19 protein-coding genes are annotated in these 23,125 nt (G+C 60.5%); 16 read left to right on the plus strand and 3 right to left on the minus strand.

Translation table 11 applies throughout. The annotated features are described in order from the left end of the window. The first annotated feature begins 111 nt into the window (after positions 1-111). Positions 112-933: an aldo/keto reductase gene (locus AB4N74_RS13785; protein ID WP_257355603.1), complete on the plus strand. Its 822-nt coding sequence runs from the start codon at positions 112-114 to the stop codon at positions 931-933. A gap of 25 nt (positions 934-958) precedes the next feature. Further along, positions 959-1,429 (plus strand): DUF1810 domain-containing protein, encoded by a 471-nt coding sequence (locus AB4N74_RS13790; RefSeq protein ID WP_093433943.1) that lies wholly within the window; start codon positions 959-961, stop codon positions 1,427-1,429. Here AB4N74_RS13790 and AB4N74_RS13795 read toward each other — a convergent pair. Beyond that, complete coding sequence (locus AB4N74_RS13795) at positions 1,394-3,754, minus strand: DNA polymerase II (RefSeq protein WP_460100787.1); 2,361 nt, start codon at positions 3,752-3,754, stop codon at positions 1,394-1,396. The genes AB4N74_RS13790 and AB4N74_RS13795 overlap by 36 nt on opposite strands. Before the next feature lie 198 nt (positions 3,755-3,952). Here AB4N74_RS13795 and AB4N74_RS13800 point away from each other — a divergent pair, with 198 nt between their 5' ends. Next, positions 3,953-4,393: a CBS domain-containing protein gene (locus AB4N74_RS13800; protein WP_008084932.1), complete on the plus strand. Its 441-nt coding sequence runs from the start codon at positions 3,953-3,955 to the stop codon at positions 4,391-4,393. Between the two features lie 127 nt (positions 4,394-4,520). Here the strand turns inward: AB4N74_RS13800 and AB4N74_RS13805 are convergent, their stop codons facing one another. After that, complete coding sequence (locus AB4N74_RS13805; protein ID WP_093433937.1) at positions 4,521-5,144, minus strand: glutathione S-transferase; 624 nt, start codon at positions 5,142-5,144, stop codon at positions 4,521-4,523. A gap of 1,113 nt (positions 5,145-6,257) precedes the next feature. Here AB4N74_RS13805 and AB4N74_RS13810 point away from each other — a divergent pair. The 12 genes from AB4N74_RS13810 to AB4N74_RS13865 all read left to right on the plus strand — a co-directional run bounded on the left by AB4N74_RS13810 (position 6,258) and on the right by AB4N74_RS13865 (position 19,484). Beyond that, positions 6,258-7,082 carry an energy transducer TonB gene (locus tag AB4N74_RS13810; RefSeq protein WP_099756719.1) on the plus strand — a complete coding sequence of 275 codons (825 nt, stop codon included), beginning with the start codon at positions 6,258-6,260 and terminating at the stop codon, positions 7,080-7,082. 67 nt (positions 7,083-7,149) lie between these two features. Beyond that, positions 7,150-7,836, plus strand: coding sequence for a MotA/TolQ/ExbB proton channel family protein (locus tag AB4N74_RS13815; RefSeq protein WP_371748312.1), 687 nt, complete (start codon positions 7,150-7,152; stop codon positions 7,834-7,836). Continuing rightward, the gene (locus AB4N74_RS13820) at positions 7,836-8,237 is read left to right on the plus strand and encodes an ExbD/TolR family protein (protein ID WP_007918272.1); all 402 of its coding nucleotides are present in this window, start codon (positions 7,836-7,838) and stop codon (positions 8,235-8,237) included. The genes AB4N74_RS13815 and AB4N74_RS13820 overlap by 1 nt, the downstream gene beginning before the upstream one ends. 208 nt (positions 8,238-8,445) lie before the next feature. Next, positions 8,446-11,157, plus strand: coding sequence for a TonB-dependent receptor (locus AB4N74_RS13825; protein WP_177413120.1), 2,712 nt, complete (start codon positions 8,446-8,448; stop codon positions 11,155-11,157). 89 nt (positions 11,158-11,246) lie between these two features. Next, positions 11,247-13,112: an extracellular solute-binding protein gene (locus AB4N74_RS13830; protein ID WP_460100793.1), complete on the plus strand. Its 1,866-nt coding sequence runs from the start codon at positions 11,247-11,249 to the stop codon at positions 13,110-13,112. 1 nt (position 13,113) lies between these two features. Further along, on the plus strand, positions 13,114-14,178 hold the full coding sequence (locus tag AB4N74_RS13835) for a microcin C ABC transporter permease YejB (protein WP_460100796.1): 1,065 nt from the start codon (positions 13,114-13,116) through the stop codon (positions 14,176-14,178). Beyond that, the gene (locus tag AB4N74_RS13840; protein ID WP_320337542.1) at positions 14,178-15,200 is read left to right on the plus strand and encodes an ABC transporter permease; all 1,023 of its coding nucleotides are present in this window, start codon (positions 14,178-14,180) and stop codon (positions 15,198-15,200) included. The genes AB4N74_RS13835 and AB4N74_RS13840 overlap by 1 nt, the downstream gene beginning before the upstream one ends. Before the next feature lies 1 nt (position 15,201). Beyond that, complete coding sequence (locus tag AB4N74_RS13845; RefSeq protein WP_460100800.1) at positions 15,202-16,836, plus strand: ABC transporter ATP-binding protein; 1,635 nt, start codon at positions 15,202-15,204, stop codon at positions 16,834-16,836. 168 nt (positions 16,837-17,004) lie between these two features. Then, positions 17,005-17,526, plus strand: a complete 522-nt coding sequence (locus AB4N74_RS13850) for a DUF3455 domain-containing protein (RefSeq protein WP_093433916.1) — start codon at positions 17,005-17,007, stop codon at positions 17,524-17,526. A gap of 162 nt (positions 17,527-17,688) precedes the next feature. Continuing rightward, the gene (locus tag AB4N74_RS13855) at positions 17,689-18,222 is read left to right on the plus strand and encodes a sigma-70 family RNA polymerase sigma factor (protein ID WP_093433913.1); all 534 of its coding nucleotides are present in this window, start codon (positions 17,689-17,691) and stop codon (positions 18,220-18,222) included. Then, positions 18,219-18,911, plus strand: a complete 693-nt coding sequence (locus AB4N74_RS13860) for an anti-sigma factor (RefSeq protein WP_257355612.1) — start codon at positions 18,219-18,221, stop codon at positions 18,909-18,911. Before AB4N74_RS13855 ends, AB4N74_RS13860 begins: the two co-directional genes overlap by 4 nt. A gap of 132 nt (positions 18,912-19,043) precedes the next feature. Further along, positions 19,044-19,484, plus strand: a complete 441-nt coding sequence (locus tag AB4N74_RS13865) for a phage infection protein (protein ID WP_460100805.1) — start codon at positions 19,044-19,046, stop codon at positions 19,482-19,484. A 70-nt stretch (positions 19,485-19,554) separates the two neighbouring features. On the opposite strand, the gene AB4N74_RS13870 is transcribed toward AB4N74_RS13865, so the two are convergent. Beyond that, the gene (locus tag AB4N74_RS13870) at positions 19,555-20,646 is read right to left on the minus strand and encodes a DUF1615 domain-containing protein (RefSeq protein ID WP_116256007.1); all 1,092 of its coding nucleotides are present in this window, start codon (positions 20,644-20,646) and stop codon (positions 19,555-19,557) included. Between the two features lie 221 nt (positions 20,647-20,867). On the opposite strand from AB4N74_RS13870, the gene AB4N74_RS13875 reads away from it, so the two are divergent. Continuing rightward, entirely contained in the window at positions 20,868-23,072 is a 2,205-nt protein-coding gene (locus AB4N74_RS13875; protein ID WP_460100809.1) for a TonB-dependent receptor, read from the plus strand. The last annotated feature ends 53 nt before the right edge of the window (positions 23,073-23,125 follow it).

Raw genomic sequence — 23,125 nt, forward strand, 5'->3', positions numbered from 1 at the left:
GCGAAGGGACGCGGAGCGTCCCGGGCTGCATTCCCACGCAGAGCGTGGGAACGATCTGGTCTATCCTGCTGCCCACTAAAAGGTATCGACACATTCAGCAAGGAGGTTTGCATGCGTACCCTCGAACTGGCCGGCGTCCAGGTTCCGATCATTGGCCAGGGCACTTGGCGCATGGGTGAAGACCGCTCGGCGCACAAGCGTGAAGTGTCGGCGCTGCGCACGGGGATCGAACTGGGCATGACCCTGATCGACACCGCAGAAATGTACGCCGAGGGCGGCGCCGAATCAGTCGTTGGCGAAGCCATTGCCGGCATTCGCGATCAGGTGTTTCTGGTGAGCAAGGTCTACCCGCACAACGCCAGCCGCAAAGGCATCCCGCAGGCCTGCGAGCGCAGTCTGCGGCGGCTCGACACCGATTACATCGACCTCTATCTGTTGCACTGGCGCGGCCAGTATCCGCTGGAAGAAACCGTCGAGGCCTTCGAACGCCTGCGCGAGGACGGCAAGATCGGCCGTTGGGGCGTGTCGAATTTCGATGTCGACGACCTCGAAGAACTCTCCAGTTCCGCCTGCGCGACCAATCAGGTGCTGTACAACCTGGAAGAGCGCGGCATCGAGTTCGATCTGTTGCCGTGGTGCCAACACCAGCGCATGCCACTGATGGCCTACTGTCCGATTGGCCAGGGCGGCGAGATGCTGGCTGAACCGCTGCTGAATGAGATTGCCGCTCGTCATGGCGTAACCCCCGCGCAGGTTTCGCTGGCGTGGATTCTGCGTCAGGATGGGGTGATTGCGATTCCCAAGGCTGTACGGCCGGAACACGTGCAACTCAATGCACAAGCCGCGCAACTGCAACTGGAGGCCGGGGATCTGGCGGCGCTGGACCAGGCGTTTCAAGCGCCACAACGCAAGCAGCGGCTGGCCATGGTTTGAGCCAGCGGCTGGCGAGGGCTTCGCGATGAGAAGCACTGATCAGTACGACCCGTTCAACCTGCAACGTTTTGTCCAGGCTCAGGACCCGGTGTTCGAGCGCGTGCAACGCGAGCTCGATGAGGGCCGCAAGCGCAGCCACTGGATGTGGTTTGTCTTCCCGCAGTTCGCCGGCCTGGGCGGCAGTGAAATGTCCCGGCGCTACGCCATCGGTTCAGCCGAGGAAGCCCGGGCCTATCTGTCCCACGAGCTGCTCGGCGCCCGACTACGCACCTGCACGCAGCTTGTGCTTAATGTGCCACAGCGCTCGATCGCGGAGATTTTCGGCCATCCCGATGACCTGAAATTTCATTCCTCGATGACGCTGTTCGCTCAATTTGCCGCTGAAGACAGCGTGTTCAATCAGGCGCTGGAACGCTACTTCCACGGCATTCTCGATGAATGGACGCTGCAACTGCTGGACTCAAAACAGGCCCAGTTGCCCCCCGATCAGGGTTGAAAAGTCGTCGTCGACAAACGGCAGAATCGCATCCGCCACCGGTTGCAATTGCCGAGTGATGTAGTGGTCGTAGTCGATGGCGGCGCGGCGCACCTCCAGCGGCTCGGGACCGGCCAGGGTGATGACATAGCTGATCCAGCCACCGTTCTGGTATTGCCGTGGGCGGCCGTGCTGGGCGTTGTAGTCGTCGGCCAGGCGCGCCGCGCGCACGTGCGGCGGCACGTTGCGTTCGTAATCGTCGAGGGTGCGGCGCAGGCGCTTGCGGTAAACCAGTCGATCATCGAATTCGCCCGCTAGGGTTTTGCGCACATAGTCGCGCACGTAATCCTGATAGGGCTTGCGCTGGAAAATCCGCTCGTAGAGTTCCTGCTGGAATTGCCGGGCCAGCAGCGACCAGTCGGTACGCACGGTTTCCAGACCTTTGTAGACCATTTCATCGCTGCCGTCGGCACGGGTGACCAGACCGGCATAACGTTTCTTGCTGCCCTCCTCCGCGCCGCGAATGGTCGGCATCAGGAAACGTTTGTAATGAATTTCGAATTGCAGTTCGAGGGCGCTTTCCAGGCCATATTCATCACGCACATGCGCGCGCCACCAGTCGTTGACGTGCTTGACCAGCGCATGACCGATGCTGGCCGCTTCTTCCTGCCCGTGCGGACGACGCAGCCAGACGAAGGTCGAGTCGGTGTCGCCGTAGATCACCGCGTGGCCCTGCTCTTCGATCAGCTTGCGCGTGCGCAGCATGATCTCGTGACCGCGCAGGGTGATCGATGACGCCAGCCGCGTATCGAAGAAGCGGCAGCCGCTGGAGCCGAGCACGCCGTAGAAGGCGTTCATGATGATCTTCAGTGCCTGCGATAGCGGCGCGTTGTGCTCACGTTTCGCGGTCTCACGACCTTCGGCCACGCGCGAGACGATCGACGGCAGGCAATGGCGGGTGCGTGAGAACCGCGCACCACGGAAGCCCGGCACCGAGTCGGCGTCATCCGGGTGTTGCAAGCCTTCGATCAGGCCGACCGGGTCGATCAGGAATGTACGGATGATCGACGGATACAGACTCTTGTAATCAAGCACCAGCACCGACTCATAAAGCCCCGGTTGCGAGTCCATGACAAATCCACCGGGGCTGGCCTGCGGTGGATTGGTGCCGAGGTTTGGCGCGACGAAACCCTGGCGATGCATCAACGGCATATACAAGTGCGTGAACGCCGCCACCGAGCCGCCGCTGCGATCCGCCGGCAAACCGGTGACGCTGGCGCGCTCCAGCAGGAAGGTCAGCAACTCGGTCTTGGCGAAGATCCGCGTGACCAGTTCACAGTCCTTGAGGTTGTACTTGGCCAGCGCCGGTTTGTCTTCGGCGAACATGCGGTTGATCTCGTCCATGCGCTGGTACGGGTTGTCGATCGACTTGCCTTCGCCGAGCAGGGTCTGCGCGACGTTCTCGAGACTGAACGAGGGGAAACTCCACGTTGCCGAGCGCAGGGACTCGATACCGTCGATGATCAACCGCCCCGCCGCCGAGGCGAAGTAGTGATTGCGACTACCGTGTTCGCGCCATTGCATTTCTTCGCCGCCACGGCCGATCTTCAGCGGCACGCCGAGGCGCCGCGCGTGTTCGTGGAGGATGCGTAGATCGAACTGCACGACGTTCCAGCCAATGATCGCGTCGGGGTCGTGACGGGCGAACCAGTCATTGAGCTTCTTCAGAATGATGGTGCGCGAGTCGCAGTATTCGAGGTCGAAATCGACGATGCTGTTATCGCCGTTCGGCGCGCCGAGCATGTACACCTGACGCTCGCCACAGCCTTCGAGCGCGATGGAGTACAGCTCGCCGGTTTCGGTGGTCTCGATGTCGAGCGAGACCAGGCGCAGCTTCGGTCGATAATCGGGGTCAGGTTTGAGCTGGGCGTTGAGCAATACGCCGTCGGCATCGGGCGTGCCGCTGAACTGCACCGGCGCAGTGATGAAGCGCTCCATCAGGTAGCGTTCCGGCGGGCGTACATCGGCTTCGTAGACGTCGACCCCGTTGCGGTTGAGCGCGGTTTCCAGGCGCATCAACTGGCCGTGTTGCTGGCAATACAGACCGAGTACCGGGCGATGTTCGAAATCCTGCAAGGCCAGCGGGCGCAGTTCGACATTCTTCTCGTCATGCAGCAGACGTTCGGCCGCTGCGCGCTGCTCGGCGGGAATAAACGCCACCGACGGCTGATGCGGCAAACGCACACGGCGCGGCCCGGCGTCAGTCGCCAGCCAGAACTCGACTTCGGTGCCGGCCGCGGTATCGCGCCAATGCCGGGTCAGGACGAAGCCCTGCGGTAAATCCACCACTGCAACCTCAGAAATTGAAACAGAGGGGCATTCTACGCGGCATTACCCGGGATGACCCTGGCGATAAATCGGCGTCAACCACGGAAAAAACCGGCGAATGACGTTTTTTGCGTGTTATCTGCCGCTTTGCCACCTTGCCCTGCGCGCTTGCGTCTACGATGCTTGGAGAACAACGACAACACCTGAGTAACCACCATGAAGACCGTCGCCCAACTGCTCAAGCTCAAAGATCAGAAAAATCAGGAAGTGCACCAGATCAAGCCTGATCACATGGTGCTCGAAGCGCTGATGAAGATGGCCGAAAAAAACGTCGGCGCCTTGCTGGTGGTCGAAGACGATAAGGTGGTCGGCATCATCAGTGAACGCGATTACGCGCGCAAACTGGTGCTGCATGGCCGCTCATCCGTGGGCACGCCGGTGCGCGATATCATGGTGGCGAACGTGATCACCGTCGACACCCACCAAACTGTCGACACCTGCCTGGGCATCATGTCTGACAAACGCCTGCGCCACTTGCCGGTGGTCGAGAACGGCAAGTTGATCGGCTTGCTGTCGATCGGTGACCTGGTCAAGGAAGCCATTGCCGAACAGGCGGAGCTGATCAAGCAGCTGGAGCAGTACATTCGCGGGGAATAACCCTTCAGGATCATCCCCTACCCCTGTGGGAGCGAGCTTGCTCGCGAAGGCGGAGTATCAGTCGACGCTTGTTTTTCTGACCCACCGCTTTCGCGAGCAAGCTTGCTCCCACAGGGTTCTTTAGCGGTCAGGACGGCCAATGCCGGGCAAACACCGGCGCCAGCACCGGATGCCGGTCAATTCGCTGCAACCACGCATAAAACCCCGGTCGCGTCTGGCGCAAATGCTCGCGACTGCCCGCCCAGCGTGTCACCACCGCCGCCAGCACATCCAGCGCCCCCGGCGTTTCGTCATCCAGATAAAGCTCGGCGGAAAACTGGTCGGCAAACACCTCCCAACTCCAGTGCAGCCGCTCGCGCGCGCCGGCGACCAGATTCTGCCGCGAAGCTTCGTCGGGCATCAGCAGCCAGCGCTCCGGATAATCGATGACGCCGATCGCTGCGTAGCAATTGCTGACGATATAGACCAGGCCGCGAATGGCCTGGTCGCGATCATTCGCCTTGGCTGGCAGCAGGCCGGACTTGGGAAATGTCAGGCCCAGATGAATCAGGATCGCCGCGCTCTCGGTGATGGCGCTGCCGTCGGGCAGTTGCAAGGTCGGTATCTGCTTGAGTGGATTGAGCTGCGCCAACGCCTCGGCAGCTTCGGTGCTGGCCTCGACATCAATGAAACGGTAAGCGATCTGGCACAGTTCCAGCGCCGCTTCGATGGCCGCCGCGCCTGAATTTCTGTGCCCATAGAGCTGGTACATATCCAATCCCCCCGAAAAAGCCATTGCCACAGGGTAGATGGCTGTAGCGTGGATGTAGAAATAATCTGCCTGTGTATCGGCTTTGGCACGGTTTTCCCATGCACTCGCGACTTGCGAATTCAAACCTCGCAAAACAGCGCTGGCGGTGCCCATCCCGCACCAAGAGCATTCATCGAACGCTATCCGCGTTCTTGTAAGGTGCGATACCGAACCAAAAGTTCGCGTATCCGAGCTGGCAACAAGGAGTTCACCGCGTGAATCTTCAAACGCTCTGCCGCATCACAGCCTCTTTGCATTTATCCGTTCGCCGCCGAGTTCATCCGAACAGTCCCGGCTGCCTTCACACTTACTTTATTACCTGACACCTCGACAGCGCACTGCGTTCGCCAATGAGTTATTGGCCGACGGCAGCGTGCTATTTATTTTTTAAATAAGACTCGGACATTTACTACGCAAACGCAGTGCGCATTGAACGACAGCAGGATTGTCGAACAATAACTTTCAGCGCCACTTCAAGTGCACCAAAACTGCTCCACGGATTTGAACTATTCAATACTTCAAACATTGATTTCATTTAACCAACAACAAGGAACATGCCCCGTGAGCCGCTAAAACATTGACCCGCACCAATTCGGTCCGCCGCGCACCAGCAAGTGCCTAGGCCGCAAGTCACGACGCCGCTCTATCCCGCCTTTCAGCGGGATTGCGCGTACAGCCTGACTCGCCTGTGAAAAAGCTCCCTCGACCGGAGTAACGGCAATCTGCGCGCCATGGAAAAACCACGACAAGGTTAAAACTTATATAAATGCGACATGGGTAACACTCATGAAATACGCACTCTACATTTCAGCAATATCTGGCACAGCGGTTGCTATGTGTAACAAGCATGAGACACCGACCGTTGTCTTACGCAATAGAAGAACAACCAGGGAATGGCCAATGAACACTCAAAGTCGATGACGCCAAGCCAGTAAGTTTGCACAAGCCTTGTTAACCGGATAGTTCAACTATCGGCTTCTGCTCACCTTGAAGAAAGTTGCACCCACCCACTCGAACATCTCCTGGATGTTCGGACGGCACCTTATTGCCCTTCATCAACCCGAGGGAGCTTTAATGAACGATGCGGTAAAGCACAGAACCCTGCCGGGGTCGTTGCGGGAAGCGCCAATTCCGCCGCCTCCGGGCAGGCCGGCGTTTAAAGCCAACACTTCGCAACCCGGCGGTCTGAATAAACAGCAGATGGTGTTGCTGGTGGCTGTGTCGGCGCTGATACACGGCGGCGCCTGGTGGTTTCTCCAGCAATCCAAAACAGAGCCATTGCCAACGCCACCGCAGATTCCGGAAATGACCGTTGAGCTGACCAGCCCGACGCCACCGGCACCGCCCACACCGGAACCACCACCACCGCCTCCTCCGCCACCACCGCCGGAACCGGAACAACCGGTGGAAGACGAGGACGCGGTCAAGCCACCACCGAAACCGGTGGAGAAACCCAAGCCGATCGAAAAACCGAAACCGGTCGAAAAGCCGAAACCGGTGAAAAAGGTCGAGCCACCGAAAGCGCCACCGGCGCCGGCACAACCTGCCGCGCCTGCTGCACCGGCTACCCCGAGCGCGCCACCGGCCCCTGCCGCCGCGCCGGGTCCGGTCAAGGAGTCGGCAGCGATTTCCGGTCTCGCCAGCCTTGGCAATCCGCCGCCGGAATACCCGTCGCTGGCACTGCGGCGCAACTGGGAAGGCAGCGTGGTGCTGCGCATTCAGGTACTCGCCAACGGTCGCGCCGGCACGGTGACGGTGACCAAATCCAGCGGCAAGCCGCAACTGGATGAAGCCGCCGTCGCCGCTGTGAAGAACTGGAAGTTTATTCCGGCCAAACGCGGTGACACGCCGATCGACGGCTTCGCCACCCAGACCATCGATTTCAAATTGCCGCAATAACCGAACGCTCAATCAACGCACAACCGAATAACGCAAGCGAGGTGTCACCATGAACGATTTGTCTTCGATGATTGTCCCCGGCGTGCTCTGGGGTCTGGTGCTGTTTTCCGTGGTCAGCTGGGCGATCCTGCTGGTCAAGTCGGCGCAGTACCTGCGGCAGAAAGCGCAGAACAAACAATTCAGCAAAGCCTTCTGGGGCGCGCCGGATCTGCTCACCGCCGCCGAACACGCCAGCCAGTATCCGGGCTCGCTGGCGCGTATCGCCAGCAGCGGTTTCGAAGCGCTGCTGGTGGAAGATTCGCCGCGTACCACCCAGCAATTGGCGCACACCATCAACCGTTCGGATCGCCTGGAACGCAACCTGCGCCAGCAGATCCAGAAGGAACGCCGCTCCCTGGAAAACGGCCAGGCAATTCTCGCCAGTATCGGCAGCACCGCGCCGTTCATTGGTTTGTTCGGCACCGTGTGGGGAATCATGGAAGCGCTGAAAAGCATCGGCGAAACCGGTTCGGCCAGCCTGGAAGCGGTCGCCGGTCCCATCGGTCACGCGTTGATCGCCACCGGCGTCGGTATCGCTGTCGCCGTACCGGCGGTGCTGATTTACAACTTCTTCCTGCGTCGTTTGAAACTCGCTTCGGCAGACATGGACGACTTCGCCCATGACTTCGACGCCCTCGCCTCACGCAGTGCGTTTTCCATCAGCCGTCAGGCCATCGCCAGCAAAACCACGGCCGCCGTGCGGGAGGCCAGCTGATGTCCTTTTCCACTCAAGACAGCGATGAAGTGCTCAGCGAAATGAACGTCACGCCACTGGTTGACGTGATGCTCGTGCTGCTGGTGGTGTTCATCGTCACCGCGCCGCTGATGACCAACGCGATCAAGGTCAACCTGCCGAAAACCGACGCTGTCGCCCCCGCCGAGAAGAAGGATCCGGTGGTGGTCAGCGTCGATCAGGACGGCAAGTTCTATCTGGCGAAAACCGAGCTGGCCCCGGAATCGCTGGAAGCGAGCCTCAAGGAGGTCAAGGCCAAGGACGCCGAAGTGCGCGTGCAGTTGCAGGCCGACTCCGCCGTCAATTACGGCCAGGTGGCGAAAGCCATGGCGTCGATCGAACGCTCGGGCATTACCAAGATTTCGGTGATGACCACCCACTGAGTGCGGTGGCGGCCGCGTACTGAAAACACGCGTCCGGCACCGCTGACCGAATCCCGTCGTAAACGGCCGACCGAAAAAACGCCACGCGTCTTCGGAGGGGATCGGCTTGCTTGAAGAAAGTGGTTTTCCGCACGCGGTATCACCGATAGCGGAGCAATGAGGGGCTCACAAGGCCAATTCGATAACGTCTAAAAAGTCGGAAATAACCATGCTGATGAACACTCCACGCTTCACGCTCAAACCATTGGTGGCAACGATTTCTCGTCACCGTTTTGTTCCGTTGTATCTGGTGGCCATGGGGATGGGCGCCGGGACTGTGCAGGCGGCCGAGGACGACAACGCTAACGTCCCGGCGGCTGCGGCGGTGGTTGCGCCGACCACGCAACTGCAACGGGTGGAAGTGACCGGTTCGGCGATTCGCCGGGTCGATGCGGAAACGGCGGTGCCGATCACCATTCTCAAGGCCGATGAGCTGCGCAAACAGGGCGTGACCACCACCGCCGAACTGGTGCAGCGCATCACCGGCAGCCAATCGATCAACAACAGCGCAGGCTCCGTGGGCGCAGCCACTGGCGGCGCCTCATTCGCCGACATGCGCGGCATCGGCGCAAACAAGACGCTGGTGCTGCTCAACGGTCGACGCCTGGCCAACAACGCCTTGTCCGGGACCAACTCGGCCGGCGGTGCGGTGGATCTGAACATGATCCCGTTTGCCGCCATCGAACGTGTGGAAGTGCTGCGCGACGGCGCCTCGGCCCTGTACGGCACCGACGCCATCGGCGGCGTGATCAACTTCATCACCAAGAAATCCCTGACCGACGGCCAATTGACCCTCGGCGGCGAAACCCCGACCCACAGCGGTGGCGGCCAAACCAAAGACATGAGCGCCAGTTGGGGCTACGGCGATCTGGAAGAAGACCGCTTCAACGTTCTCGGCGTGTTCAACTACAACAAGCAGCAGAACCTCGACGCCAACGACCGCTCCTTCGCCACCGACTACGCCCCGGGTCGCGGCCTCGATCAGACCTCCGGCACCGCGTTTCCCGGCAACTACAGCCAGAACGGCAACGCCACCAACCCGCTGGCCAACAGCAATTGCAACGGGCCGAACCTGGTCGCCCGAGACGGCTTGTGCCGCTTCAGCACCCGCGAATACATCGACCTGGTGCCACAGACCGAGAAGACCTCGTTCTTCGGCAAGACCACCGGCAAACTCGGCGACGATCACAACGTCAACCTCGAATACTTCTGGTCGCGCAACAACAACGCCACGGCGATAGGCCCTGCGCCACTGACCGGTCTGAGCCTCGACGGTTCATCGCCCTACTACCCTGGCAACGGCATCACCCCGGCGCCGACCGATTTCGCCCTTGACCCGACCCAACCGGTCGACGTCAACTGGCGTGAAACTGCGGCCGGCCCACGCGAATCGAAAGACCAGAACACCAGCCAGCGCTTTTTGCTCAGTTTCGATGGTCTGGTTGGCGGCTGGGATTACAACGTCGGCGCCTCGTACAACCAGAACAAAATCGTCTCCAGCGTCACCAATGGCTTTGTCAGCGACCAGGCGATGATCAATGGTCTGGCCAGTGGTTTGCTCAACCCGTTCGGCCCGCAGTCCGCCGCCGGTCAGCAGTACATCGACAACGCGGCCTACCACGGCGCCTACTCCACTGCTGTGGGCCGTGTAGCCGGTTTCGATGGTCGTATCAGTCGTGAAATCGGCGACTGGTTCGGCGCAGGTCCGTCCGGTCTGGCCCTGGGTGGCGAGTACCGCAAAGAGAAATTCCATCAGGACTTCGAGTCGTTCGCCGGCGACATCCAGAGCCTCGGCATCGACCCCAACGGCAGTGTCGAGGGCGACCGCAGCGTCAAAGCCGCCTACGCCGAAATCAACGTGCCGGTGCTCGACAGCCTCGAACTGTCCGCCGCCGTGCGTCACGACAAATACAGCGACTTCGGCAGCACCACCAACCCGAAATACTCGTTCCGTTATCAGCCGTTGAAAGAGCTGGTGGTGCGTGGCGCCTACAGTGAAGGCTTCCGGGCGCCGTCGCTGTACGAGCTGTATTCGCCGCGCAGCATCACTTTCACTCAGGGTTACTACAACGACCCGGTGCTGTGTACTGGCGGTGTGGTGCAACCGGGCGGTAACGGCGGCCGTGATTGCGGTCAGCAGTTCCTCAATCAGATTGGCGGCAACGAAGATCTGGCCCCGGAAAAGGCCCGTAACGTGACCCTCGGCTTCGTCTATCAGCCGATCAACAACCTCTCGGTGGGTCTGGATTTCTGGTGGATTCACATCTCCAACCAGATCCAGCCGTTCCCGGAATCCACCGTGTTTGATCAGGCCGGTTCCTACCCGGACCGCTTCGTGCGCAACGCCGACGGCACGCTCAACTACATCGTCACCGGCAACGCCAACCTCGGTATCGTCGAAACCAACGGTGTCGATGTGTCGCTGGATTATCGCTTTCCGAACACGCCGTACGGTCAGTTCGGTCTGGGCCTGCAAGGCACCTACGTCGATGAATACGACTTCCAGAGCACCATCAAAGGCCCGTTCACCGACAAGGTCGGCGACTTCCAGGGTGACGGCGTGATCGCGCGCTGGAAGCACAACCTCACCGGCAGCTGGACCTTCGGCGCGGCGCGGGCGGCACTGACCAACCGCTTCACCACGGGTTACAACGACTACGACCGCGACACCCACGCACGCGTGGCGTCGTATTCGGTGTGGGACCTGTCGGCCGGCTACACCTTCAACAAGGTGCTGGATGTCGATGCCGGGATGAAGAACGTGTTCGACCGCAACCCGCCGTTCTCCAACCAGGCCTACAACTTCCAGAGCGGCTATGACCCGCGCTACACCGACCCGCTGGGCCGCACCTTGTTTGCGCGCATGACTTACCACTTCTAACCAAGAGCACCGCAAACCCAATGTGGGAGCGAGCTTGCTCGCTCCCACAGGGGGGTCGGGTTCCTTCAGGGATTTTGAGGAGTGATTGCATGAGTTTTTTGCGCAACATGGCGGGCCTGCTTTTGGGCAGTGCGCTGCTGTGCACCGGCACCTCGGCGCTGGCCGGCGGCGGTTATGCGCTGACGGTGTACGGCGAGGCGCCGAAGTATCCGGCTAACTTCGAGCATTTCGATTTCGTCGATCCCAAGGCGCCCAAGGGCGGTTCGCTCAGCCGCGCGTCGATGGAAATCGGTCAGTACAACTACATCAGCCCGTATGCCGATCAGGGCATTTCCGTGGTGCAGGTCAATGACTGGGTGTATTCGCCGCTGGCGTTTCGGTCGCTCGACGAGCCCTACACCGTTTACGCATTGGTCGCGCAACAGATCGAGCGCGACCCCGAAGGCTTGTGGGTACGTTTCACCCTCAATCCAAAAGCACGTTTCGCCGACGGCACGCCGATCACCGCCGAAGACGTGCGCTACACCTTCAACCTGTTGATGACCAAAGGCAGCCTGAGTTATCGCCAGCAATACGCCGATGTGCAGGACGTGCTGATCGAAGGCCCACGGCAGGTGCGCTTCACCTTCAAGAACAACCTCAACCGCACCTTGGCGCTGGATCTGGCGACGATGCGCGTGGTCCCCGAGCACTGGTGGAAAACTCGCGACTTCGCCAATGGCGGCGGTTTCGAGCCACCGCTGGGCAGCGGCCCGTACCGGGTCAGCAAGGTCGACGCCGGGCGCAGCATCAGTTTCGAGCGCGATCCGGACTGGTGGGGCAAAGACCTGCCGGTCAGTCGCGGGATGTACAACTTCGACACGCTCACGGTGAATTTCTACGGTGACACCGACGTCGCCCGCCAACTGCTGCAGGCCGGCGCGTTCGACTACAACCGCGAGTTCTCCTCGTCCGGTTATGTGGTCGGCTATGACAGCCCGGCATTGCGCGACGGTCGTTTGCAACAGTCGATCCTCGCCCCGGACAAACCCACCGCCGCTCAGGGCTTCGTGTTCAACCTGCAGAACCCGTTATTCAAGGATCGCCGCGTGCGTCAGGCGATCAGCCTGCTGTGGGATTTCGAGTGGACCAACAAACAGATGATGCGCGGCTTCTACGTGCGCCAGAACAGCTTCTGGCCGAAGAGCGAAATGGCCGCCACCGCCCTGCCCGACGCCGAAGAATTGAAGATCCTCGAACCGCTGCGTGGGCAGATTCCCGACGAGGTCTTCACCGAGGTTTATCAGGCGCCGAAAACCGATGGCAGCGGCTACATCCGCGATAAACAACTGCAAGCACTGAAGCTGCTCGCCGAGGCTGGCTGGACGCCGCAACACAATCGCTTGGTCAACGCTGCTGGCGAGCCGTTGGAGTTCACCTTTCTCGACGGTCAGGGCGGCTTCGACCGCATGTTGCTGCCGTTCAAACGCACCCTCGCGCAGATCGGCATCACCCTGAATTTGCGCCGCATCGATTCAGCGCAATACGTCAACCGCCTCAACGCCCGCGACTACGACATGATCGTCACCAGTTTCCCGCGCAGCGGCGATCCGATCGTCTCTCCCGGCCGCGAGTTGTACAGCCTGTACGCCTCGCAAAGTGCCACGCAAGTCGGCAGCTCGAACTCGATGGTGCTGGCCAATCCGGCGGTCGATCAACTGATTGACGGACTGGTCCAGGCCAACAGCCGCGAAGCCATGGTGCATTACGCCCGCGCCCTCGACCGGGTGCTGCAATGGGGTTACTACATGATTCCCAACTATTACTCCAAAGGCACGCCGACGGTGTATCAGAACCGCTTCGGCATGCCGGCCGTGCAACCGGCCTACGACGAAGGCCTCAACACCTGGTGGGAGGTATCGGCCAAGGCGCTGACCACGCAACAAATGCACAGCCAGCTTGCGGGGGGCCAGTGACATGTTGCGTTATCTGAGTCGACGTTTACTGCTGATCATCCCGACGCTGCTGTGCATTCTGGTGGTCAATTTTCTCATCGTGCAGGCCGCGCCGGGTGGCCCGGTGGAGCAAGCCATCGCGCGCTTGCAAGGGTTCGGCGGGCATAGCATGGGCGGCGGTGGCGAGGTCGCTGCGGTTGGCGGCGCCGGGCGTAGCAGCCGTGGCCTCGATCCGGCGCTGATCGAGGAGATCAAACACCATTACGGCTTCGACAAACCGATGCACGAACGTTTGTGGCTGATGCTGAAAAACTATGCGCAGCTGGATCTGGGCAGCAGTTTTTTTCGCGGCGCCAAGGTCACCGATCTGATTGTGCAGAAGCTGCCGGTGTCGCTGTCGCTGGGCTTGTGGGCGACGTTGATCACCTACCTGATTTCGATCCCGCTGGGCATTCGCAAAGCGATCAGGAACGGCAGCGCGTTTGATGTCTGGAGCAGCACGGCGATCATCATCGGCTATGCGATGCCGGCGTTCCTCTTCGCGATTCTGTTGATCGTGGTGTTTGCCGGTGGCAGCTACGTGAACTGGTTTCCGGTGCAAGGGCTAGTCTCGGACAACTTCGACGGCCTCAGCACATTGGGCAAGGTCGGCGACTACCTCTGGCACCTGGTGTTGCCGGTGACGGCGCTGGTGATTGGCGGCTTCGCCACACTGACGATCCTGACAAAGAACAGCTTCCTCAACGAAATCAGCCGCCAGTACGTGATCACCGCGCGGGCCAAGGGTCTGACTGAGCGTCGCGTGCTCTATGGCCATGTGTTTCGCAACGCCATGTTGTTGGTGGTGGCCGGTGTGCCGTCGGCACTGATCGAGGTGTTTTTCGCCGGTTCCTTGCTGATCGAAACCATCTTCAACCTCGACGGCCTCGGGCGCATGAGCTACGAAGCGGCGGTATCGCGCGACTACCCGGTGGTGTTCGGCGCGCTGTTTCTGTTCACCCTGTTCGGCCTGTTGATCAAGCTGATCGGCGACCTCTGCTACACCCTGCTCGACCCGCGCATCGACTTCTCGGCGAGGACTGCCTGATGTTCACTCTTTCTCCTCTCGGTCAGCGTCGCGTTGCGCAATTCAAAGCCAATCGGCGCGGACGCTGGTCGTTGTGGCTGTTTATCGGACTGTGCCTGATTTGTCTGGGCGGTGAGTTGATCGCCAACGACAAGCCGCTGGTGATCCGTTATCACGACGCCTTTTACTTCCCGATCCTCAGTGATTACCTGGAAACCGATTTCGGCGGCGAGCTGCCGTTTCAGCCGGATTACGCCAGCAATTATGTGCACAAACTGATCGAGGATCAGGGCGGCTGGATGCTGTTTCCGCCGATCCCGTTCAGTTACGACACGGTCAATTACGACCTCAGCGAACCGGCACCGAGTCCGCCGTCATCGAGCAATTGGCTGGGCACCGATGATCAGGCGCGCGACGTGTTGGCGCGAGTGATTTTCGGCACGCGGATTTCGATCCTGTTTGCGCTGATTCTCACGGGCATCAGTGCGCTGATCGGCATCGTCGCCGGGGCATTGCAGGGTTATTACGGCGGTTGGGTCGACTTGCTCGGACAACGGCTGCTGGAGATCTGGTCGGGGTTGCCGGTGCTGTACCTGCTGATCATTTTGTCCGGGTTTGTCTCGCCGAGTTTCTGGTGGTTGCTGGGGATCATGGCGTTGTTTTCCTGGCTGGCGCTGGTCGATGTGGTGCGTGCCGAGTTTCTGCGCGGACGCAATCTGGAATACGTCAAAGCCGCGCGAGCGCTAGGCCTGACCGACAACGAACTGATGTGCCGGCACATCCTGCCCAACGCGATGACCTCCACCCTCACCTACCTGCCGTTCATTCTCACCGGCGCCATCGCCACCCTGACTGCGCTGGATTTTCTCGGCTTCGGCATGCCGGCCGGCACCGCGTCGCTGGGCGAATTGATCGGTCAGGCCAAGCGCAATCTGCAAGCGCCATGGCTGGGGCTAACGGCGTTTTTTGCCTTGGCGCTGATTTTGTCTTTGTTGGTTTTTATTGGTGAGGCTTGCCGTGATGCATTCGATCCCCGGAGCTGAGATGAACGACAATTTGATCGAGATCCGCGATCTGCGCGTGGCCTTCGCCGGGCAGGAAGTGGTGCACGGTTTGAACCTCGATATTCGCCGGGGCGAATGCCTGGCGCTGGTCGGTGAATCCGGCTCGGGAAAGTCAGTAACCGCGCATTCGATCCTGCGTTTGTTGCCGGGCAATAACGTCAGCAGCAGCGGCGCGATCCGCTACAACGGCGTGGATTTATTGCACGCCAGCGAGCAGCAGATGCGCGGCCTGCGCGGCAACCGCATTGCGATGATTTTCCAGGAGCCGATGACCTCGCTGAATCCGCTGCACACCGTGGAAAAGCAAGTCAGCGAAGTACTGGAAATTCACAAAGGCCTCAAGGGCCGCGCTGCCCGCGAACGGACTCTGGAGCTGCTGGAACTGGTCGGCATTCGCCAGCCGTTGCAGCGTTTGAAAGCCTATCCACATCAGCTTTCCGGCGGACAACGGCAACGGGTGATGATCGCCATGGCGCTGGCCAACGAGCCGGAACTGTTGATCGCCGATGAGCCGACAACGGCGCTGGATGTCACGGTGCAGCAGAAGATTCTCGAACTGCTGATCGAGTTGCAGCAACGGTTGGGCATGTCGCTGCTATTGATCAGTCATGACCTCAATCTGGTCCGGCGCATCGCGCAACGGGTGTGCGTGATGCGCCATGGTGAAATCGTCGAGCAGGCGGATTGCGAGGCGCTGTTTCGCGCGCCGCAGCATCCTTACAGCCGTTTGCTGATCGAGGCCGAACCGAGCGGTGCGCCGGTGCCCAGTGAGTACGACCACAACCTGCTCGAAGTCGACGAATTGAAGGTGTGGTTTCCATTGCCCAAGGCGTTGTTCAGTCGCCAGCAGGATTACATCAAAGCGGTGGACGGCGTGAGTTTCACCCTGCAACGGGGCAAGACTTTGGGGATTGTCGGTGAGTCAGGTTCGGGTAAATCGACGCTGGGTCAGGCGATCCTGCGGTTGGTCGAGTCCGAGGGCAATATCCGTTTTGGTAACAAGCAACTGAGCTTGCTCAATCAACGTTTGATGCGGCCGTTGCGGCGGCAGATTCAAGTGGTATTCCAGGACCCGTTCGGCAGCCTCAGCCCACGGATGTCAGTGCAGCAGATTATTGCCGAAGGCTTGCTGACTCACGGTATCGGCACTGAGGCTGAGCGGGAAGCGGCGGTGATCCGGGTGCTGGAGGAAGTCGGCCTCGATCCGCAGAGCCGCCATCGTTATCCCCACGAATTTTCCGGTGGCCAGCGCCAGCGCATTTCCATCGCCCGCGCACTGGTGCTGGAACCGGCGCTGATTCTGTTGGATGAGCCGACGTCGGCGCTGGATCGCACGGTGCAGAAACAGGTGGTGGAGTTGTTGCGGCAATTGCAGATCAGGCATGGGCTGACCTATTTGTTCATCAGCCATGATCTGGCGGTGGTACATGCGCTGGCGCATGACTTGATGGTGATCAAGGATGGCAAGGTGGTTGAGCAGGGTTCTTCACGCGAGATTTTTGCCGCGCCCAAACACCCTTATACCCAGGAACTCCTGAAAGCCTCCGGCCTCAAGCCCGACACAAAACCCTGTAGGAGTGAGCCTGCTCGCGATAGCGGTATTCCAGTGACATGAGTGCTGCCTGACCCACCGCCATCGCGAGCAGGCTCACTCCTACAGGGATGGTGGTGAGTCATTGAAATTTATTTTCCGCCACTGCATCCAAACGCCTCCGTCACGGGTAGTCCCTGTAACAGCCCTCTTCGGCTGTCAGCGGTCTACCCTTTTTTGGAGATAACACTGATGAACATCACCCAGCTGATTGGCCTCACCGGTTTGCTCGCCCTGTCCTCGACGACCTTCGCCCAAAGCAGTTACCCCGACGCGATCAAAGTGCCGGACGGCCACAAGATTGCGATGGAAACCACCGGCGTCGGCGAGATCACCTACGAGTGCCGCGACAAGCCTAACGCGGCCGGGCAGACCGAGTGGACGTTTGTCGGTCCGAAAGCGGTGCTCAATGATCGCAGCGGCAAGCAGGTCGGCACCTACTTCGGCCCGCCAGCGACCTGGCAGGCCAAGGACGGTTCGAAAGTCACCGGCACGCAACTGGCCGTGGCGCCGTCGACTCCTGGCAACCTGCCCTATCAACTGGTCAAGGCCAACCCCGCCGAGGGTAAAGGCGCAATGAGCGGCGTGAGTTACATCCAGCGTGTCGCGCTCAAGGGCGGCGTGGCGCCGGGCAGCGAATGCACGACGGCGAACAAGGGCAAGCAGGAAGTGGTGAAGTACCAGGCTGATTACATTTTCTGGGCGGCGAACTGACTTCTGGCACCACTGATAAACCCTGTGGGAGCGAGCTTGCTCGCGAAGGCGGAGTGTCAGTCAACACAGTCTTCTCTGACCGGCCGCCTTCGCGAGCAAGCTCGCTCCCACAGTGGTCAATGGGTTCTGGATGTTTACGGAATGTGAGCTAGATTGCACGACATGCCTTTAGCCGAATCCGTTTTCGATTACGAAGCCCGCCTCGCTGCTTGTGCCCGTGGCGAGCGTTCGGCCCTGCGCGATTTGTATGTGCAGGAAGGTCCGCGTCTGCTCGGCGTGGCCAAGCGCCTGGTGCGCGATACGGCGCTGGCGGAGGACATCGTTCATGAGGCCTTCATCAAAATCTGGAACGGCGCGGCGGGGTTTGATCCGGCGCGCGGTTCGGCGCGTGGCTGGATGTTCAGCGTGACCCGGCATCTGGCGCTGAATCTGCTGCGTGATCACGGCCGGGAAACGCCGTTCAGCGAGGCCCACGAAACCGCTGCGGACGATGCCAGCTTCGACGCCCACGCGCATTCGGCGCGTATCCACCATTGCCTTGAACAGCTGGAGCCACAACGGCGCAGTTGCGTCCTGCATGCTTACGTCGACGGCTACAGCCACGCGCAGATTGCCGCGCGCCTCGACACGCCGCTGGGCACCGTCAAAGCGTGGATCAAGCGCAGCCTCAATGCCTTGCGGGAGTGCATGGGATGACCAGCGAATCAGCGCAGGAACGAGATGAACTGGCCGGCGAATATGTGCTCGGCACGCTGTCGTTCGAACAGCGCAGCGAGGTGCAACGGCGCTTGCCGAATGATCCGCAATTGCGCGCAGCGGTAGACGCCTGGGAACGGCGTCTGCTGGAGCTGACGGATCTGGCCGAACCGCAGCAACCCTCGGCGCAGTTGTGGCAACGCATCGAGCGCAGTGTCGGGCGACTGGCGCGGCAAGCACCTTCAACTTCATGGTGGAATCTGCTGCCGCTCTGGCGTGGGTTGAGCGCAGCCGGTTTGGCTGCCACGTTGATTCTGGGTTCGATCCTGCTGACCCAGACCACGCCGAAACCCAACTATCTGGTGGTGCTGGTTGCGCCGCAGGACAAGGCCCCGGGCTGGGTGATTCAGGCGAGCAACTCGCGGGAAATTCAGTTGATTCCGCTCGGTGTGGTTGAGGTGCCGGCGGACAAGGCGCTGGAATTCTGGACCAAGGCTGACGGCTGGCAGGGGCCGGTTTCGCTAGGGTTGGTCAAGCCTGGACAGGCGTTGTCGGTGCCGTTGGACAAGTTGCCGCCGCTGCAACCCAATCAGCTATTCGAGCTGACACTTGAGGGCGCCAATGGCTCGCCGATCGGCAAACCGACCGGGCCGATTCAGGCGATCGGGCGCGCTGTGAAGGTGCTGTGAGGCTCTGCTCTGCGGCTCCTGGCTACCATCATCGGCATCGATGTTCACCATCACGGCAATGAAGTTCTCATAAAAAATCCCGGGCGTAACATCTGCTCCATACCAACCAACAACACCCCGGAGCACACCATCATGAAACGCCAAACTCTTCTCGGAATCGCTTTCTCGGTCTTCGCTATCAACGCTTTCGCCGCTACCCCGGCCCACACCATGATCGCCGAAGGCGGCTCGGACAAACTGATCGAAAGCCGTTTGGCTGAAGGTGGTTCGGATCGTCTGCTTGGACGTCGCGTTGCTGAAGGTGGCGCTGATCGTCTGCTTGAACGTCGCGTTGCTGAAGGTGGCTCGGATCGTCTGATCGAACGCCGTGTTGCTGAAGGTGGTTCTGATCGTCTGCTCGAACGCCGCGTTGCTGAAGGTGGTTCTGATCGTCTGCTCGAACGTCGCGTCGCTGAAGGTGGCTCGGATCGTCTGATCGAACGTCGCGTCGCTGAAGGTGGTTCGGATCGTCTGCTCGAACGCCGCGTCGCTGAAGGTGGCTCGGATCGTCTGATCGAACGTCGCGTTGCCTGATGATTGGCTGTAAGCGCAACAACCCAGAGAAACCCGGCTCCCTTGGCCGGGTTTTTTATGTCTGTCTGATTTATCCGGCCTTGGCCATGCAGCGCTTGTAGCGCTCGTCCACGCGCTTGGCGAACCACGCTGTGGTGAGTTTGCGGGTGATCTTCGGGCTCTGCAGCACGATCCCCGGCAACACCGCGCGCGGCAGCTTTTTCCCCTCCGCTTGCTCCGCCAGTTCGAACACCCGCTGATAGAGTTTGGTCTCTTCGAATTCCAGGGTTTTGCCCTTCTCCAATTGGTCGCGAATCGTCGGGTTGCGCATGCCCAATGACTTGCCGAGGGTGCGCACCGCCAGTTCCGTGCCGCCGGGCATGATCGAGTCGTAGCGGATCAGGTCGCCATCGAGCGCTAGCGGGATGCCCGAGGCGCGGCTCACCGCGTTTTGAAATGCGGCATTACGACTGGCGTACCACCCGGCGTTGAAATCGGCGAAGCGATAAAGCGGCTCGCGATAACTCACCGGGTAACCGAGCAAGTGGGCAATACCGAAATACATGCCACCACGGCGGCTGAACACCTCGTGGCGGATCGTGCCGTCCACCGGGTACGGATAGTCCTTGGCGTGTTGCTCGGCAAATTCGATGCTGACCTGCATCGGCCCGCCGGTGTGCACCGGGTTGAAGCCACCGAACAGCGTGCGCCCCATCGGCACCCGGCCGATGAAGTCGTCGAAAATACCACTGAGTTCTTTCTCACTGCGCGCCGCATTCAAGCGTTCGCTGTAGGTCTTGCCGTTAGTTGAGCGCACTTGCAACGCGCCGCTGACCAACAGGCTGGGGATGTGCACTTTAGCGGCGCGACGGTCGATTTCGTCGCGGGCGATCTTGCCTAGGCCGGGCACCGTGGGGTCGGCCTGAAAGGTAGATTCCTGTTCGGCAACGGCCAGCACCGAACACAGATTCTGCGTGGTCGGGCTGATGTTCTGCGCGGCAAACGCGGCGTAGATATCGGTGGCCCAGCCTTGCCGATCGGCAGTCTTGGCCGGCATCAGCCGCACGATCTCGGCCTTCACTTCAGCAGGCGCACGGGGCGCCGGTTCCTGGCTGCGTTGCCCGGCGCAACCGGCGAGCACCAGCAGTGCGGCGAGGGTGATCGGTAATTGAAAGTTGTGCATGAAGCTTTATCCAGTCCGTTAAGCCCAAACCACCATACACAATCCGTGTAGGAGCTGCCGCAGGCTCCTACACAGGAATGCGGGTATTGAAGGGGTGATGACAAACTGATTGCAAGTCGCTACTGAGAAAACCTATCATTTGCACCTGGAGTCGCATTTGCGCAAGGAGTTCCCGCGCCGCCCTTATTTTTCTCACCGGCCGTGCGCCTCCAGGTCCCTACATGCCCGTTCCAGCTCGACTCGCCGTCCCGTTTCGCCCGACGCTTCTCGCCCTGCTGTGCTCCCTGACTGTCACCGCCCACGCCGCAGACGGCGATAACAAGGCGCTGGTGCTGGACGACGTCAACGTCAACGCCCAAGCCCCGACGCCTAACGCCCTGCCCCCGGTTTACGCGGGTGGTCAGGTCGCCCGTGGCGGCCAGCTCGGCGTGCTGGGTAATCAGGACATGATGGACGCGCCGTTCAGCGCCGCCTCCTACACCGAACAATTGATTCAGGATCAGCAGGCCGAAGACGTCGCCGACGTATTGCTCAACGATTCGTCGGTGCGTCAGGCCTCGGGTTTCTCTAACCAGGCGCAGATTTTCATGATCCGCGGCCTGCCGCTGACCGGCGACGACATTTCCTATAACGGCCTCTACGGTGTTCTGCCACGGCAGATCATTTCCACCGATGCCCTGGAGCGCGTGGAAGTGTTCAAAGGCCCGAACGCCTTTATCAATGGCGTGACCCCGACCGGTTCCGGCATTGGCGGTGGCGTCAACCTGCAACCGAAACGCGCCGGCGACGTGCCGCTGCGTCGTTACACCACCGACATCAACAGCGAAGGTCGCATCGGTCATCACTTCGACATTGGCCAGCGCTTCGGTGAAGACAACCGCTTCGGTGCACGGATCAACCTGTCGCAGCGTGAAGGCGACACCGGCATCGATCACGAAAACCAGCGCTCGAAACTGTTTGCCATTGGCCTCGATTATCGCGGTGATGCCCTGCGCATTTCCGGCGATTTCGCGTATCAAAAAGAACGCGTCAACGGTGGCCGCAACTCGGTCAACCTCGGCACTGCCACTCACATTCCGGATGCGCCGTCGGCCGACACCAACTACGCGCCGAAGTGGGGTTACACCGACATCGAAGACACCTTCGGCATGCTCCGCGCCGAATACGACCTGAATGACAACTGGACCGCCTACGCGGCCGGCGGCGCCAAGCACACCCGCGAAGTCGGGCGCTACAACTCGACCACCCTGGTCGGCAACAACGGCGCTTCGTTCACCACTGGCTCGTTCATTCCGCACGATGAAGACAACACCAGCGTCATGGCCGGCCTCAACGGCAAATTCGATACCGGCGCGGTCAGCCACAAGCTCAACTTCGGCCTGACCGGAATCTGGGCCGAACAACGCAGCGCCTATGATTTCGACCTGACCAAGTACGCCAACAACATCTACCACCCGGTACAGACGCCGTCGCCAGTGGGCAATTTTGCCGGCGGCGACTTGAATGATCCGGGCATCGTCGGCAAGACCTTCAACCGCAGCATCGCACTCTCCGACACCCTCGGTTTCTTCGATGATCGCCTGCTGGTCACCGCCGGCCTGCGTCGCCAGCAACTGGTGGTGCAAGGCTACAACTACGCCAGTTGGGGCAGCGGCGGCCGCAAGTCGAGCTACGACGAATCGATTACCACACCGGTCTACGGTGTGGTGTTCAAGCCGTGGGACCATGTGTCGTTTTATGCCAACCACATCGAAGGCCTGGCCCAGGGCCCGACCTCGCCGACCAGTTCCGGCGGATTCCGTGTGACCAACGGCAACGAAGTCTATGCACCCGCGCGCTCCAAGCAGACCGAAGTCGGGGTGAAAGTCGACATGGGCACTTACGGCGCCAGCCTCGGTGTTTATCGCATCGAGCAGCCGAGCGATGGTTACTGCGAAATCGACAGTGCGACTACCTGCACCTACGTACGTGAAGGCGAGCAGATCAACAAAGGCGTGGAAATGAACGTGTTCGGCGAGCCGATCCAGGGCCTGCGCCTGATCAGCGGTCTGACCCTGATGGACACCGAACTGAAGAACACCCTCAACGGCGCCAATGACGGCAACCGTGCGATCGGTGTGCCGACCTTCCAGTTCAACGCTGGTGCGGATTGGGACGTGCCGGGTCTGCAAGGTGTAGCGCTGAATGCGCGGATGCTGCGCACTGGCGGTCAATACGCGGATGCGGCGAACAATCTGAGCCTGCCGACCTGGAACCGCTTCGATGCGGGGGCGCGTTATGCGTTCAAGATGTCGGAGAAGGACGTGACCGTGCGTCTGGGCGTGGAGAATCTGGCGAACAAGAAGTACTGGGAATCGGCTCAGGGTGGGTATCTGACTCAGGGTGAGCCGCGGGTGGCGAAGTTGTCCGGCACTATTGATTTTTAAAGCTGAAAAGCCCCTCACCCTAGCCCTCTCCCAGAGGGAGAGGGCTAGGGTGA

This window comes from Pseudomonas sp. H3_C08, assembly GCF_054669455.1.

Excerpts from the sequence above, each read along its gene's own strand:
- AB4N74_RS13790 (WP_093433943.1), top strand. The coding sequence starts at position 959 with ATGAGAAGCACTGATCAGTACGACCCGTTCAACCTGCAACGTTTTGTC.
- AB4N74_RS13845 (WP_460100800.1), top strand. The coding sequence starts at position 15,202 with ATGAACGACAATTTGATCGAGATCCGCGATCTGCGCGTGGCCTTCGCC.
- AB4N74_RS13875 (WP_460100809.1), top strand. The coding sequence starts at position 20,868 with ATGCCCGTTCCAGCTCGACTCGCCGTCCCGTTTCGCCCGACGCTTCTC.
- AB4N74_RS13825 (WP_177413120.1), top strand. The coding sequence starts at position 8,446 with ATGCTGATGAACACTCCACGCTTCACGCTCAAACCATTGGTGGCAACG.
- AB4N74_RS13820 (WP_007918272.1), top strand. The coding sequence starts at position 7,836 with ATGTCCTTTTCCACTCAAGACAGCGATGAAGTGCTCAGCGAAATGAAC.
- AB4N74_RS13810 (WP_099756719.1), top strand. The coding sequence starts at position 6,258 with ATGAACGATGCGGTAAAGCACAGAACCCTGCCGGGGTCGTTGCGGGAA.
- AB4N74_RS13870 (WP_116256007.1), bottom strand. The coding sequence starts at position 20,646 with ATGCACAACTTTCAATTACCGATCACCCTCGCCGCACTGCTGGTGCTC.
- AB4N74_RS13850 (WP_093433916.1), top strand. The coding sequence starts at position 17,005 with ATGAACATCACCCAGCTGATTGGCCTCACCGGTTTGCTCGCCCTGTCC.
- AB4N74_RS13860 (WP_257355612.1), top strand. The coding sequence starts at position 18,219 with ATGACCAGCGAATCAGCGCAGGAACGAGATGAACTGGCCGGCGAATAT.
- AB4N74_RS13785 (WP_257355603.1), top strand. The coding sequence starts at position 112 with ATGCGTACCCTCGAACTGGCCGGCGTCCAGGTTCCGATCATTGGCCAG.
- AB4N74_RS13830 (WP_460100793.1), top strand. The coding sequence starts at position 11,247 with ATGAGTTTTTTGCGCAACATGGCGGGCCTGCTTTTGGGCAGTGCGCTG.
- AB4N74_RS13805 (WP_093433937.1), bottom strand. The coding sequence starts at position 5,144 with ATGTACCAGCTCTATGGGCACAGAAATTCAGGCGCGGCGGCCATCGAA.
- AB4N74_RS13840 (WP_320337542.1), top strand. The coding sequence starts at position 14,178 with ATGTTCACTCTTTCTCCTCTCGGTCAGCGTCGCGTTGCGCAATTCAAA.
- AB4N74_RS13865 (WP_460100805.1), top strand. The coding sequence starts at position 19,044 with ATGAAACGCCAAACTCTTCTCGGAATCGCTTTCTCGGTCTTCGCTATC.
- AB4N74_RS13800 (WP_008084932.1), top strand. The coding sequence starts at position 3,953 with ATGAAGACCGTCGCCCAACTGCTCAAGCTCAAAGATCAGAAAAATCAG.
- AB4N74_RS13855 (WP_093433913.1), top strand. The coding sequence starts at position 17,689 with ATGCCTTTAGCCGAATCCGTTTTCGATTACGAAGCCCGCCTCGCTGCT.
- AB4N74_RS13835 (WP_460100796.1), top strand. The coding sequence starts at position 13,114 with ATGTTGCGTTATCTGAGTCGACGTTTACTGCTGATCATCCCGACGCTG.
- AB4N74_RS13815 (WP_371748312.1), top strand. The coding sequence starts at position 7,150 with ATGATTGTCCCCGGCGTGCTCTGGGGTCTGGTGCTGTTTTCCGTGGTC.